General features: G+C 70.7%; 13 protein-coding genes. 6 read left to right on the forward strand and 7 right to left on the reverse strand.

Annotation, left to right across the window (positions count from 1 at the left end; genetic code table 11):
• Positions 1-443 precede the first annotated feature (443 nt).
• Genes ACZ5IK_RS31565 through ACZ5IK_RS31580 form a run of 4 tightly spaced genes read right to left on the reverse strand, consistent with a single transcriptional unit; the run spans position 444 to position 2,680 of the window.
• Positions 444-1,196 (reverse strand): ESX secretion-associated protein EspG, encoded by a 753-nt coding sequence (locus tag ACZ5IK_RS31565; protein WP_465491045.1) that lies wholly within the window; start codon positions 1,194-1,196, stop codon positions 444-446.
• The gene (locus ACZ5IK_RS31570) at positions 1,193-1,771 is read right to left on the reverse strand and encodes a PE-PGRS family protein (protein WP_465491046.1); all 579 of its coding nucleotides are present in this window, start codon (positions 1,769-1,771) and stop codon (positions 1,193-1,195) included. The genes ACZ5IK_RS31565 and ACZ5IK_RS31570 overlap by 4 nt, the downstream gene beginning before the upstream one ends.
• 8 nt (positions 1,772-1,779) lie before the next feature.
• Entirely contained in the window at positions 1,780-2,268 is a 489-nt protein-coding gene (locus tag ACZ5IK_RS31575; RefSeq protein ID WP_465491047.1) for a DUF3558 family protein, read from the reverse strand.
• Between the two features lie 58 nt (positions 2,269-2,326).
• The gene (locus ACZ5IK_RS31580) at positions 2,327-2,680 is read right to left on the reverse strand and encodes a hypothetical protein (protein ID WP_410602332.1); all 354 of its coding nucleotides are present in this window, start codon (positions 2,678-2,680) and stop codon (positions 2,327-2,329) included.
• Positions 2,681-2,964: 284 nt separating this feature from the next.
• Between ACZ5IK_RS31580 and ACZ5IK_RS31585 the strand changes: the two genes are divergently transcribed.
• The 3 genes from ACZ5IK_RS31585 to ACZ5IK_RS31595 are packed head-to-tail and all read left to right on the forward strand — an operon-like array spanning position 2,965 to position 7,871.
• Complete coding sequence (locus tag ACZ5IK_RS31585) at positions 2,965-4,053, forward strand: AAA family ATPase (protein ID WP_410602334.1); 1,089 nt, start codon at positions 2,965-2,967, stop codon at positions 4,051-4,053.
• Positions 4,054-4,071: 18 nt separating this feature from the next.
• Complete coding sequence (locus ACZ5IK_RS31590; protein WP_465491048.1) at positions 4,072-5,346, forward strand: DUF58 domain-containing protein; 1,275 nt, start codon at positions 4,072-4,074, stop codon at positions 5,344-5,346.
• Complete coding sequence (locus ACZ5IK_RS31595; protein WP_465491049.1) at positions 5,343-7,871, forward strand: transglutaminase TgpA family protein; 2,529 nt, start codon at positions 5,343-5,345, stop codon at positions 7,869-7,871. Before ACZ5IK_RS31590 ends, ACZ5IK_RS31595 begins: the two co-directional genes overlap by 4 nt.
• 174 nt (positions 7,872-8,045) lie before the next feature.
• Here the strand turns inward: ACZ5IK_RS31595 and ACZ5IK_RS31600 are convergent, their stop codons facing one another.
• From ACZ5IK_RS31600 to ACZ5IK_RS31610, 3 genes are all read right to left on the reverse strand, one after another.
• The gene (locus ACZ5IK_RS31600; protein ID WP_410602340.1) at positions 8,046-8,462 is read right to left on the reverse strand and encodes a DUF3040 domain-containing protein; all 417 of its coding nucleotides are present in this window, start codon (positions 8,460-8,462) and stop codon (positions 8,046-8,048) included.
• A gap of 197 nt (positions 8,463-8,659) precedes the next feature.
• A complete protein-coding gene (locus ACZ5IK_RS31605) occupies positions 8,660-9,877 on the reverse strand; it encodes a DNA polymerase IV (RefSeq protein ID WP_465491155.1) in 1,218 nt (405 codons plus the stop codon).
• A 184-nt stretch (positions 9,878-10,061) separates the two neighbouring features.
• Positions 10,062-10,796 (reverse strand): methyltransferase domain-containing protein, encoded by a 735-nt coding sequence (locus ACZ5IK_RS31610; RefSeq protein ID WP_101606334.1) that lies wholly within the window; start codon positions 10,794-10,796, stop codon positions 10,062-10,064.
• 109 nt (positions 10,797-10,905) lie between these two features.
• Here ACZ5IK_RS31610 and ACZ5IK_RS31615 point away from each other — a divergent pair, with 109 nt between their 5' ends.
• The 3 genes from ACZ5IK_RS31615 to add all read left to right on the forward strand — a co-directional run bounded on the left by ACZ5IK_RS31615 (position 10,906) and on the right by add (position 13,766).
• Positions 10,906-11,781 (forward strand): ParA family protein, encoded by an 876-nt coding sequence (locus ACZ5IK_RS31615; protein WP_465491050.1) that lies wholly within the window; start codon positions 10,906-10,908, stop codon positions 11,779-11,781.
• 5 nt (positions 11,782-11,786) lie between these two features.
• Positions 11,787-12,590, forward strand: coding sequence for a DNA-formamidopyrimidine glycosylase family protein (locus ACZ5IK_RS31620; protein ID WP_465491051.1), 804 nt, complete (start codon positions 11,787-11,789; stop codon positions 12,588-12,590).
• A 126-nt stretch (positions 12,591-12,716) separates the two neighbouring features.
• The gene (add, locus tag ACZ5IK_RS31625) at positions 12,717-13,766 is read left to right on the forward strand and encodes an adenosine deaminase (RefSeq protein ID WP_465491052.1); all 1,050 of its coding nucleotides are present in this window, start codon (positions 12,717-12,719) and stop codon (positions 13,764-13,766) included.
• Positions 13,767-14,050: the final 284 nt, after the last annotated feature.

Consider the following 14,050-nt stretch of genomic DNA (forward strand, 5'->3'; position numbering starts at 1 on the left):
GGGGGCGGGGGGGGGGGGGGGGGGGTGTGGTGGGGGGGGGGGGGGGGGGGGGGGGAAACCCCCCCCCCCCCCCCCCCCACGACCACCCCGACCCAGCGCCTCACCGCTGTCGCCGACGTTGCGAAAGCGACTTTCACAACCTTCAACGTTGCGGACGTGGCGTTCGCAACCACGCCACGTTGGCCTTAACCCCAGCAGAACCGTCCTCTTCACTCACGAGACCGACGCGCGACGTCATCGGTTCATCCCATGACGTGTCGACAAAGTACGACCTGTGCACGACGGCCAGATCGTTGAGGCACGACGCCAGTGAGCCCGCATCGCCTTGGGCCGTCGCGGCGCGGACGGCGATGGTCGGCCCCTAGACCGCGTCGGGGAACCGACCCTGCAGCAGGAAGAATTCCGTCGTCATCGCGGGGAGGCCTTCACGTACTTATAAGGATCTAGCGGTCCGGGTCCAGCAGCGAAGCCAGCCGCGCGGCCAGCCGAGGACCGTCCACAGGGGACACGGTGACCCATGCCTGCCCGCCGCGCCCCTCGGTCCGCGCGGCGCAGTACGCGCCGACGTCGGTGTCGAACCAGGTCAGCCCGCCCGCCCGGTGCGCCCGGCCGTCGCGGTCCCGGGTCCGCACGGTGAACTGGCCCGCGCTGTAGACCGGCCGCGCCTGGATCGCGAGCACCTCGCGCAGCTGATCGTCCGAAGCCGACGATCGTCCGCCGTCGCCGAACACCGGATCTTCCAGGTCACCGTCAAAACGCGCCGCGGGCAGGCTGATCCCGTAGCCGGGACCGGGCCGCAGCTCCGGCAGGACGTCGACGATCGCGGCGAACACCCCGCCGTCGCCGATCCCGGACAGCGCGATGGTCTGTTCGGGCTGGGTGGCCAGCACGCCGTGCCGCCCGCGCGCGGCCGCGACCGCGCGAAACGGCGCTTCGGCCGTCATGTCGGCCAGGGCCTCACATTCGACGTAGACGTCGGCGCGCGCGAGGAGGTCCAGTCGCGCCTCCAGCGCGGCATCGAGCCGATCTCCGTCATAAAGGCCTCGTTCGGCGAGGTTTTCGTAGACCGCGCCGCGGATCTCCGCGCGTTCCGCTTCCGTGCCGCCGACACTGCGGACGGACAGCGGCCACGGCGGGGCCGCGTGGCCGAGATCGGACCAGAGGACGTCGAACGCCGACGCGGAAACCCGGATCAAGACCGCCCCAGCTCGGGCGGCTTCCCGAACGAGATCCGCGGGGTCAGCGAATGCAGTGAGGCGTCGCGGGTGTTCATGACGTCGACGGCCTTGCGCCTCGCCGCCTCGGCCTCCGCGTGCTTGGCCTCCATCTCGTCGGCGAGCGCGGCGAGAAGCGCGAGGTTCCCGCCCGCCGCGGCGCCGCGGATCATCGCGCCGGGGTCGTAGTCCACCGGCGGCGGCATGTCCGCGCGGGCGCGCGCGGCCGCCTCGGCCTGTCCGGAGACAGCCTGCCCCAGCGCGGACGAGAGATCGGCGGACCAGGTCAGCCAGCCGGACGCCGTGGACAGCACGCCGCGGAGCGCGTCACCCGCATCACCGCGCCAGTTCTCTTCGCTGCTGCTGACCAGGCCGGCCAGTTCGGACGTCGCGTCGTGCATTCGCCGCGCGAGCGCGTCCCAGGCGGCACCGATGCCGCCGGCCGCCTCGGGGTCGTTGCCCGCTTCGACTTCGGCGGCCAGTGCCTCGTGGCTGTAGGCCTCGTACCGAGTGGCCGCGACCGGGACCTCGCGGCCCGGCGTCTCTCCTTCAGGCACCGATTCTCCTAAGGCAGTTTGGGTTCGGCCAGTCCCGCCACCGTCACCGCGCGCTCGCAGGCGAGCGGGGTGTCGGTGAAGTTCGTGTTGCTCACGTCGATCTGGACGCTCGCCTTGTCCCCCATGCCGAGCAGGACCGCGCAGGTCCCGTCGGCGGCCTTCTTGTCCGCGACCTTGAGCGCCTCCCGGTCACCGACCTTGGTTCTGGTGGCGGTCTTGCGCGCGATCTCGAGGTCCGCCAGCCCGTTCTTCTCGTCCACGGTGATGGTGACGCCGAAGGTGGCGGGCACCGTCCAGTCGCAGGCGCGGGCGCCGTTGATCTCCTTCGGGACGCCGAGCACGTTCAGCCCGGCGCTCGACCGGTCCCCCGGACCGAGCAGCGCGCAGGGATCCAGCACGGCGGGCGGGACGGTGGCCGCAGCCGAACCGCCGACCGCCACCTTCTCGGTGCCCGGAATCTGCGCCTGGCCTGCGGCCCCTTGCCCGCAGGCGGACACTGTGAAGACGGTGAGCGCGCCACAAAGGGCGCGAAGGGGGAGGCGGGACGCCATGGGTTCAGCCGCCGACACAGTCCACATCCGCCGCCGCTTGTTCATCCTGACGGGTATACCGGGCCAACGCCTTCTCGATCCGGTTCTTGAGCGCCTCGAGCTCCTTGCCGAACGCGGTGAGCGCCTCGACCGCGGAGCCGTCGGCGCCGATCCCGTACTGCGCCATGAACCGGCCGACCTCGTCCGCGTATCCCCCGCCAAGGGGAACCGTGCGACCGAGCACCTTGGCCTCGCGGACCATCTGGCCGACCACGTCCTGCAGGGCGGAGATCTTCACGTGGGCGTCGGACGCCAGCTCCGGGGCGACCGCGAACCCGCTCAGATCGAACCGGGGTTTGGCGGTACTCACCTCGCTCATATGCGATTACGCCTCTCCGTAGTCGAGCGACCTCGCAACGGAGCATACGACAAAACCGCGTGTCAGCGGGAGCACCTGAAAACGCGCTCACCTCACCCGATCGGGGTAATGTCTCCGGTTGCACAGAGTCATCGGCCGGGGTTGGCGGGGTTCCCCCCACGAGTTCGCCCGAGTTTGACACACTTCGTGGGAGGCTGACCGCTGCCCGGGGGACCACCCGGGTGAGAAAAGCTGGCCCTCAGCAGACCAAGCGGACATCCAGCCACGCGGCATCAGGAGGTCGAGTGACGTCGAGAATCCAGTCTGCGACGCCCGGCGAACAGCAGGGCGAGCAGGCAACCGGGCAAGCGCCGTACCCCACGGCCGCGGGCTCGGTGAGCGGCCGTCAGAACGGCCGTGCGAGCAGAGCGTCCCTCGACGAACTGCATGAGACGGCGCGGCGGATCGCCGCCAACGTGGAGCGGGTACTGGTCGGCAAACCCGACGTCATCCGCATCGCGCTCGTGACCCTGCTCGCCGAAGGCCACCTCCTGGTCGAAGACGTCCCCGGGGTCGGCAAGACCTCGCTGGCGAAGGCGCTGGCCCGCTCGATCGACTGCACCGTCAGCCGGATCCAGTTCACCCCCGACCTGTTGCCCAGCGACGTCACCGGGGTGTCCATCTACAACCGGCAGAGCGGCGGGTTCGAGTTCCGGCCCGGCCCGGTGTTCGCGAACATCGTGGTCGGCGACGAGATCAACCGCGCCTCGCCGAAGACGCAGTCGGCCCTGCTCGAATGCATGGAAGAGCACCAGGTCACCGTCGACACCTCGACGTACCACCTCGAAGAGCCGTTCATGGTGATCGCCACCCAGAACCCGATCGAGATGGAGGGCACCTATGCGCTGCCCGAGGCCCAGCGGGACCGGTTCACCGCGCGGGTGTCCATCGGCTACCCCGACCAGCAGGCCGAACTGGCCATGGTCGACGAGCACGCCGGGCACAACCCGCTCGCCGATCTCGAGCCCGTGTCCGACCGCGACTCGGTGCAGCGGCTGATCGAGACGGTGCGCTCGGTGCACATGTCGCCGGAGATCCGCCGGTACGCCGTCGAGCTGGTGTCCGCGACCCGTCAGGTGCCGGAGATCCGCCTCGGCGCTTCCCCGCGCGCCACCCTTCAGCTGGTCCGCGCCGCTCGGGCGCAGGCCGCGCTTTCGGGCCGCGAGTTCGTCGTCCCGGACGACCTGCACACGGTCGCGGTCCCGGTGCTGGCGCACCGCATGGTGCTCACCACCGAAGCGCACGCCGCCCGCCGTTCGGCCACCGACGTGGTCCGCGCGATCCTGCACCGCGTTCCCGTCCCGCAGGGCTCCCCGGGCACGAACCACCGCTGACGTTAGGGAAAACAGCGCATGCTGCGTGCTCTGTCCGGCCTGACCACACGCGGCCGCTGCCTCCTCGCCGCCGGCGTCGCCGCGGCGGTGTGTTCGTTCGTGCTCAACGAACGGGACCTGCTGCGCGTCGCGATCTTCGTCGTCGCCCTGCCGTTGCTGGTCGCCTTCTTCATCTCGGCGACCCGGCTGCGGCTGGGCGCGGCGCGCACGCTGCGCCCGGACCGGGTCTCCGTCGGCTCGCCCGGCGAGGTCCAGCTCGAACTCTGGCGTGACGGCAGGCTCCCGGCGGGTGAGGTGCTGCTCGAAGACGGCGTGCCCTACGCGCTGGGTTCGCGGCCGCGGTTCGTCGTCGAGCGGCTGCCGCACGACCGGCGGGTCGCGCTGCGGTACCCGCTGCAGCCGGTGCTGCGCGGGATCCAGCAGGTCGGCCCGCTGCGGGCGACGATCACCGACCCGTTCGGGCTGTGCGAGTTCGAACGCGAGCTGATCGGGCATTCGCGGCTGGTCGTCGTGCCGAAGGTGGTCGGCCTGTGGGGCCTGCCCAGCGGTGCCGGGATCGGCGCCGGTGACGACGGCAGCATCCGCCTGCACGCCGGGCAGGGCGAGGCGGACGTGATCGTCCGGCAGTACCGCCAGGGCGACGACCTCCGGAAGGTCCACTGGCGCTCGACCGCCCGCCGCGACGAGATCATGGTCCGCGTCGAGGAGCGGCCGTGGCGAGGCGGCACCACGGTGCTGCTGGACCACCGCGCGGCCGCGCACCACGGCACCGGCCCCGCCGCGAGCCTCGAATGGGCCGTTTCGTTCGCCGCTTCGGTCGGACTACACCTGCGCCGTTCCGGTCACCGCGTCCGGCTGATCACCGAACACGGCCAGACCCTGGCCGACACCCCCGGCGAGGGTGGCGAGCACTACGACAACGTCGTGCTCGACGTCCTCGCCGCGCTCCAGCCCGCGCACCAGCGCGACATCACCCTCGGCCACGATCCGGCCGAAGGACAGGAACTCATCGCCGTGCTCGGCACCGTCAGCAACGAATCCGTGCACGAGCTGTCCCGGTACCGCCCGCGCGGGATCCGGAGCCTCGCCGTACTGCTCGACACCCCCGGCTGGTCCTCGGGCGTCAACCGGCCCGAAAACCGTGCCGCCGCCACCGAAGAGTCGGCGGCGCTGCTGCGCGCCGCGGGCTGGGGCGTCGTCGTCGCCGGCCCCGGGTCGCCCATGCAGCAGGTCTGGGCCGAACTGTGCCAGACCGCCATGCGCCGGGGCACGCTGATCGGAGGCGGCCTGTGACCGCGACCGCGCCACCCCTGCCGCACACCCCCAAGCCACGACCCGAGGCGCCACCGCCGGTCTGGACGAGCAGCGTGCTCGCGCCGATCGCCGCCGGGCTCGCCACGCTCTTCGCCTCCACCTCGCTGACCGGGGTCGTCAACGGCTGGGCCTGGTTCGGCTACCTGCTGGTCGCGGTGGTCCTGATCGCCTCCACCGGGCTCGCCCTGCGCTCGCTGCGCGCGCCGACCATCGTCGTCGGCCTGGCACAGCTGCTGGTGCTGCTGTTCCTGATCACCGGGGCGTTCACCACCAGCGGGATCCTGAAGATCATCCCCGGCCCGGACGCGCTCGAAGAACTGCGCGGCGTGCTCGCCGCGGCGGCCGAGCAGATCCGCGTCGGACTGCCGCCGATCGAGGGCACACCGCCGATCCTCTGCCTCGTCACCATCGCGATCGGCCTGGTCGCGGTGCTGGTCGACACGCTGGCCGTGGCCGCCGCCGCGCCCGCCGCGACCGGCCTGGTGCTGCTGTGCGTGTACGCCGTGCCCGCCGCGCTGGCCGAAGAAATGCTGCCGTGGTGGACGTTCCTGCTCGGTGCCGCCGCTTTCGCGGCGCTGCTCGCCGTCGACGGCAACCACCGGCATCGCCGCTGGCGCAACCGCGACGCGCCCGGACTGGGCAACTCGGCGAGCACGCTGTCCGCCCCCGTCGGCGTGGTGAGCGCCGCGATCGCGCTGGGCCTGGTCATCGGCGCGGCCGCCACCGGTGTCGGCACGGTCGGCAGCCTTCCCGGCGGGACCGGCTCGGGCCGCGGGGGCGCGGGCGGGTTCGGCGTCGAGCCGTTCACGCAGCTGCGCGGCCTGCTCGACCAGGGCGAGAAGGTGGAGCTGTTCAAGGTCTACGGGATGGGCGCGGACAAGCGGCTGCTGCGCGCGTTCACCCTCGACACGTACACGCCGAACAAGGGCTGGGGGCTGGCGCAGAACGGCCGCGCCCAGCAGGGGGTGCAGGCCAACCAGCCGCTCCCGGCCGTCAAGGGCGACGACGGTGCCGGTCCCGGGCGCGAGATCCGGATCGAACCGACGAACTGGGTCGACAACTGGCTGCCGATCTACGGTGTGCCGCGCATGCTCAACGGGCTGGCCGACAACTGGCTGTACGACCCCGTCGGCGGTGCCGTGTTCACCACGACCAAGCAGAACGCGCCCGCCTACACCGAGACCGCGGCGATCAAGGAACCGTCGAAGGACGAACTCCGGCTCGACGACGCCCGGCCGGCCGAGGTGCCGCCGCAGTTCACCCTGGTCGAGAACGTCGACCCCCGGGTGACCGCGAAGGCCAAGCAGATCACGGAGAACGAGTCCAACAACTTCGACAAGGCCCAGGCGATCTGGTCGTTCTTCACCGCGCAGAACGGCTTCGTCTACGACACCAAGACCGCCGACGCCACCGACTCCGACGCGCTCGCCGACTTCATCCTCAACGGCAAACGCGGGTTCTGCGAGCAGTTCGCGTCCGCGATGGCCGTGATGCTGCGGGCGGTCGGCATCCCGTCGCGGGTCGCCATCGGCTTCACCTCCGGGACACCGAAGGGCGATCACCTCTCGATCAGCTCCGAGGACGCCCACGCGTGGGTCGAGGTCTACTTCCAGACGAAGGGCTGGGTCAGCTTCGACCCGACCCCGCTGGTCGACGGCCGCGCGGTCGTCCCGCCGTACCTGCAGACGGACACGAGCAGCTCCGCGACCAACGACACCCAGGAAGTGCCGAGCGCGCCGGCGTCGAGCGCCCCCGCGACCGGCACTCCCCGCGACCCGGGCGCGGATCCCGGCGCGGACGGCGGCGCGGACCAGCAGGAGGAAGAGCCGCTGTGGCCCGCCATCCTCGCCGGTCTTCTCGGCGGCTTGGCGTCCGCGCTGTCCGTGGTCGTGATCGTGCGGTCGCGGTTGAGATACCGGGCGCTCCTGCGCTCGTCGCCTTCGCCGTCCCGCGAACCGGACTCGCCCACCGCGGTCCGTGAAGACAGCGGGTTCCTGGACAACCCGAACGTGGCGAACTGGCTGCCACTGATCGCGATCGGGTTGTGGGTGGGGGCGTTCGCGTTCCTGGCGGCATGGGTGTCGTGGTGGTTCGCGCTGATCCTGGTGGTCGTCCTCGGCGGGCTCGGCACGCCGACCACGATCCGGGAGATCAAGCGGCGGCTGAGACTGCAGAAGATCGCGTCCCACTCCCCCGCCGCGGCCGACGCGGCCTGGCGCGAACTGATGGACGAGTGCGCGGACCGCGGCCTGCCGCTCTCCGACGGCGACACGGTGCGTGTGGCGGGCCGAAAGGTCGTCGAGAAGCACCGTCTGGACGAGGAAGGCCGCTCCGGCCTGCGGACGCTCATCGGCGTCGTGGAGAAGTCCTGGTACTCGGACCAGCCCCCGGACGACCAGGAGCTGGGCCCGGCCTTCGACGAAGTCCGCAAGAGCCTGAAGCGGAACGCGCCCATGTCCTGGAAGGGCCGCCTGTTCCCGCGGTCGCTGCGGCGGGGCAAGTAGAGACGGCGCTTTGCGCGTGAAGGCCCCCTTTCCTCGGCTGAGCCGAGGAAAGGGGGCCTTCACGCGCGTCACGGCGAGATCCGGCGGAGGTGCCGCGGCCGCCAGCTCCAGCTCGTGAAGACGCGAACATGCCGACGGGGCACGGCCCCGTCGGCATGTTCGCGTGTGTGAGAGCTACTGCTCCTCGAAGCGCTGGCGGAAACGCTCTTCCATGCGCTGGGTGAAGGAGCTGCGGCGCGGAGACGACTTACCGCCGCCACCTCCACCTGCCCCCTGACCAGCGCTGTCCTTACCGCCTTCCGTTTCGGCTCCTTGCCGAATCGACGTGACGGCCAACATGACTCCGAAGAACATCACGAGGAACCCGAGCACGCTGATCACTGGGATCTCGGCCACCCGGATGTTGACCACCACGCCGAGCACCAGAAGTGCGACGCCCACTACGAACAGGGCGATGCCCTGCAAACGCCGTCGGCGGGCGGGGCGGCGCAACCGGGTGCCTCGCACCGTGGATGCGAACTTGGGGTCCTCGGCATAGAGCTCGCGCTCGATCTGATCGAGCAGCCGCTGCTCATGCTCGGAGAGTGGCATCTTTCCTCCTCCGGCACAGCTGTCGCGGGCGCCGGGCCGCGCAACGTCATGGACCCAACAGACAACCCCAGGCGGGGTGTCTCTGTCCAGGATACGAGCCCCGCGCTCGTCCGACTACCCGATCCCGTATCCAGAAGGGATCGAATTGGGCGAAACCACCCGACTCGGCTCTCTGGAAGACGGCCGAACAGGCAATGTCACTGGTCACGGGGGGTCAGCAGTGACGCGGGCCGCACCGCCGCGGCGCCGAACTTCGACCGCGCGACGTCGGCGGCGACTTCCGCATCCCGCCAACGGGGTTCGGGTGAGTCGAAAAGTAGCTGTTCTCCACTACTCTCCGTGTCCAATCCCTCGACCCTTACGCCGATCAGGCGGACTGCGCCCGACGGCGCGTGCTCGGCGAGGAGTTCGACGGCGGTGCGGTGGATGTCGCGGGCCACATCCACCGGGACTGCGGTCGTCCTGGCGCGCGTGATGGTCTTGAAATCCGCGAACCGGACCTTGATCGACACCGTCCGCCCGCGCAGCCCCCGGCGGCGCAGGGTGGCCGCGACGCGCTCCGAGAGCCGGAGCAGTTCCAGCCCGAGCGCCGAGCGATCGTGGAGGTCGACGTCGAAGGTCACTTCGGCGCCGATCGACTTGTCCGGCGTCTCCGGGACCACCTCGCGCTCGTCGTGCCCGTTCGCGAGCGCGTAGAGGTGATCCCCCAGCGCTCGCCCGAGCGACCGCCTCAGCCTGGACAGCGGCGCGGCGGCGAGGTCGGCGATCGTGTCGAGGCCCTGCTGCCGCAGCTGCTCCTCGGTGCGCTTGCCGACGCCCCACAGCGCCGACACCGGCAGCGGATGCAGGAACGCGAGCGTCTCGGCCGCCGGGACGACGACCATGCCATCCGGTTTCGCCATCCCGGACGCCAGCTTCGCGACGAACTTGATCTTCGCGACGCCGACCGAGCAGCTGATCCCGAACTCGGCGGCGACCCGCTCCCGGATCACCGCGCCGAGCCGCGCCGGCGACGAGCCCAGCCGTTTGAGCGCTCCGCTGACGTCCAGGAATGCCTCGTCCAGGCTCAGCGGCTCCACCAGTGGCGTCAGCTCGCGGAAGATCCCCATGACGCCCTTGGACACCTCGCCGTAGAGCCCGGGCGTCGGGGTGATGCAGATCAACTGCGGGCAGAGCCGCTTGGCCGTCGAGAACGGCATGGCCGACCGGACGCCGAACTCACGCGCCACGTAGCTCGCGGCCGCCACGACCGACCTCGGGCCGCCCCCGGAGACGACCACCGGCTTGTCCGCCAGCTCCGGGCGCGTACGCAGCTCGCAGGAGACGAAGAAGGCGTCCATGTCGACGTGCAGCAGGCCGCATCCGGTGTCGTCCGGCCAGGTGGTGGCCCCGGTGGTGACCCGGTAACGGCCCATCCCACCAGGCAGTTCAGCGTTTCTTCCCACACGTGGACGCTAGCCGGGACCACCGACAGTTCTCGCCGCCGCGTGCCGGGGACAGGTCCCGACGTGTCAGGAAAGGGGCTTTCAGGACTAAAAATGTCCTGAAAGCCCCTTTCCTGACATCCGAAGCAGGAAGGCAAAGGCAGGGAGGGCCGACTCAGGCGGGACGGCGGGCCAGGACGTGCAGCCGGCTGGAGATGTCCCGCAACGGCGAAACCGACGCCGCCGCCAGCTCGAATTCCGCCAGGTCCTCTTCCCGCACCCCGCCGGGCACGAAGTCCGCCACGACGCCGTCGCCCTGCAGGGAGGTCACCTCGAGCCCCACCGCGACCAGCTGCGCGCTGAGGGCCTCGGCGTCGAAGCGCCGCAGCACGGTCTCCCGGCCGCCGCCCAGCACGCCGCTCTCGGCCGCGAGCAGTTCCCGCGCCTCGCCGAGCCGTCCGGCCAGCGCGCGCTGCAGGATCGCGGCGTGGCGGTTCGCCACCAGCACCGAGACCGCGCCACCGGGCTTGACCGCGGTGGCCAGCGCCGCGAGCACCGCCGCCGGGTCGTCGACGACTTCCAGCAGGCCGTGCGCGAGCACGAGATCGGCCGATCCGGCCGTGACGTGGGCGCCGAGGGCGTCGGAGTCGTCGGCGATCACCGTGATGCTGCCGGAGACGCCCTCCTCCTCGGCGCGGCGCCGCAGGGTCGCCAGCGCGTTGGGGTTCGGCTCGACCACGGTCACCAGGCAGCCCGCCGAGGCGAGCGGCACCGCCCAGCCGCCGCTGCCGCCTCCGACGTCGACGACGTGCGGCTGTTGTGCGCCTCGCGCGCGTGCGGCCCGGAGTTCTGCTTCGAGAACCCGGCGAACCGCCCCCGATCCCCGCGTGGCCACGGTGTCCGTCTTCATAAACGCACAGCGTAATGCCCGCCGCTGAGCGACCTGCGGGTGTAGTCCGATGCGGTGTTCGACACCTTGCCAAGGAGCCACCCCGCCGACTGCCCGTAGGCTGTGTCGAGTGCACACGGTCGCTGTTCTCAGCCTGAAGGGTGGCGTCGGTAAAACGACGGTCGCCCTCGGTGTCGCGTCCGCCGCCCTGCGCAGGGGCACCAGGACCCTCGTGGCCGACCTCGACCCGCAAGGCAACGCCACCACCTCGCTGGACCCGCCCCTCACCGACCGCACGCTGGCGGACGTCCTGGAGACGCCGGTGCGCTCGGTGCTCGAACGCGCGATCGCGCCCAGCGTGTGGAGCGACCAGATCGACGTGCTCGTCGGCGCCGAAGAGCTCGAGATGCTCAACGAGCCCGACGCCGACATCCGCCGTCTGGAGAACCTCTCCCGCGCGCTCGACGAACTGCACACGAACCCGCTGCGCGAGGAACCCTACGAGCTGGTGATCCTCGACTGCCCGCCGTCACTGGGCAGGCTGACCCGCTCGGCACTGGTGGCCGCGGACAGCGCCCTGATCGTCACCGAGCCGACCATGTACGCCGTCTCCGGCGCCCGCCGCGCGCTCGAAGCGATCGAGAAGATCCGCGAGGAGCAGAACCCGGGACTCCGGCCGATCGGCGTCGTGGTCAACAAGCTCCGCGTGCGCTCCTACGAGCACCAGTTCCGCGTCGCCGAACTGCGGGAGAACTTCGGCCCGCTGGTGATGCCGACGGCCATCCCGGACCGGCTCGCCGTGCAGCAGGCGCAGGGCGCGTGCAGCCCGATCCACGAGTGGCACTCCCCCGGCGCCCAGGAGATCGCGCTCACCTTCAACATGGTGCTGGCGAAGGTCCTCCGGTCGAGCCGGGCGGGACGGCATCGCGTCCGCGGCGACGAGGACGCTCCGGAGGCCGAGACCACCGAGGCGCCCGCCAAGCTGAGCGACACCGGCACGGGTTAGCGCCGATGCCCGAAGGCGACACCGTCTTCCTCGCAGGCAAAGTCCTCGACAAGGCACTGGCCGGGAAGACCCTCGTACGAGGCGAGTTCAGGGTCCCTCAGCTGGCCACGACGGATCTCGCCGGACGCGACGTGCTCGGCGTCGGCACGGTCGGCAAGCATCTGCTGACGCGCTTCTCGGGCGGCCTCACCCTGCACAGCCACCTCCGGATGGACGGCAAGTGGGACGTCTCCCCGGCGGGTGCGCGCTGGCGCCATCCGGCCCATCACGCGCGCGTCATTTTGGTGGCCGAAGGCGTGCAGGCGGTCGGTTTCCGTGTCCACGACCTCGAACTCGTGCCCACGGACGAAGAACACCGCCTGGTCGGGCATCTCGGCCCGGATCTGCTCGATCCACAATGGACGGACGAGCTCGCCGAACGGGCGGCGGCCGCGCTGGCCGCGGACCCGGATCGCGAACTGGGCGACGCCCTGCTGGATCAGCGGATCATGGCCGGGATCGGGAACATGTACAAGGTCGAGATGTGCTTCCTGCTCGGCGTCACGCCGTGGACGCCGGTGTCCGCGGTCGACCCGGCGAAGGCCGTCGCACTCGGCCGCAAACTGTTGAAGGCCAACGCCTGGCGCACCTCGCAGACCACCACCGGCGAGCTGCGCCGCGGTCGTGAGCACTGGGTCTACGAGCGGACCAAACCGGGCTGTTTCCGCTGCGGCGGACGGCTCCGAGTCGCCCCGCAGGGCCCCGGGCACCAGGCGAGGCCGACCTGGTTCTGCCCGAAATGCCAGACCGGCCCCGCTCCGGGCGGCTAAGCTGACCTCGTGACGCTGTTCAAGCTCCCGCTCTACGGGGCCGACACCGAACGCGGCGACCTCGCTCCCTGAGCCGCCCGTTCCCTCCGCACGTCACCTTTCACTTCTTTCCCAGGGAGCTTTGTCATGTCCGGATTCCTCACGGGTGAGACGCTGCGCGCGTTCGTGCACGCCCTGCCCAAGGTCGAACTCCACGTCCACCTCGTCGGTTCGGCGAGCCTGCCCACGGTGCTGGAACTGGCCCGCCGCCGCCCCACCGCGGGGGTGCCGACGGACGCCGAAGCACTCGCGGACTTCTTCACCTTCCGCGATTTCCCGCATTTCCTCCGCAACTACCTGGCGGTGACGTCGCTGGTGCGCGACGCCCGCGACATCCACACCCTCGTCACCGGGCTGGCGGCCGACCTGGCCGCGCAGAACGCCCGCTACGCCGAAGTGACGGTGACGCCGTACAACCACCTTCTCGACGGGATGCCGGGCGACGATCTTCTCACCGGTCTCGCCACCGGCCGGGCGGCGGCGCGGGCCGACCACGGCGTGGAACTGGCCTGGTGCTTCGACATTCCCGGCGAGAAGGGGGTCGTAGCCGGGCGTGAGACGCTCGTGTTCGCGCTCCGCGAACGCCCCGAGGGCCTGGTGTCGTTCGGGCTCGGCGGCCCCGAGGTCGGCGTCGGCCGAGCACAGTTCGCCCCCTTCTTCACCGCGGCCAGGGAGGCGGGGCTGCACAGCGTCCCGCACGCGGGCGAGACCACCGGACCGGCCACCGTGTGGTCGGCGGTGCACGATCTCGGCGCCGAGCGGATCGGCCACGGCGTCGGCGCGTACACCGATCCGGCACTCCTGGAATACCTTGCCGTGCAAGGAATCCCGTTGGAGGTCTGCCCCACCTCGAATGTCCGGACAGGACAGTTCCCGTCGATCGAGGCGCATCCCGTGCGACGGCTGCTCGACCACGGCGTGACGGTCACGCTCAACACCGACGACCCGCCGATGTTCGGCGCCACGCTCGACGGCGAGTACCTGGCGGTCGCCGGAACGTTGGGCCTGACCGCGGCCGAAATCGCCCGATTCGCGCAGAACGCCGTGAAGGCGTCTTTCCTGGCACCCGCGGCCAAAACCGTCCTGCTGACAGAGATCGAAGAAATCTTGTTGCAGGACCCCGAAGTCCTCGCATAGCGTGGCGGTACACGAGAGAGGAGGTGGTCCAAAGTTGTATTCCAACAGGACTCGTGAGGTGACTGTCCGCTAGCGGACGGCACGCGTAGGACTTTTGAGCAGCGATACAACGCAAGTTGGAGCCACCTTCGGCTCGTCGTCTCTGCTTCGCGTGATGCCTGATAGCGAATACCAGGCAGTCACCGGGCCCCCGAGGTTCCCGAGCACCGGTCCGGCTCGGGCCCGGCCGCCGATTCCGGCGTCCGGGAGCCACCTCGGGGTACCCTCATTTCCGGGTTATTCCC

It is taken from the genome of Amycolatopsis sp. NPDC031561, from assembly GCF_055580625.1.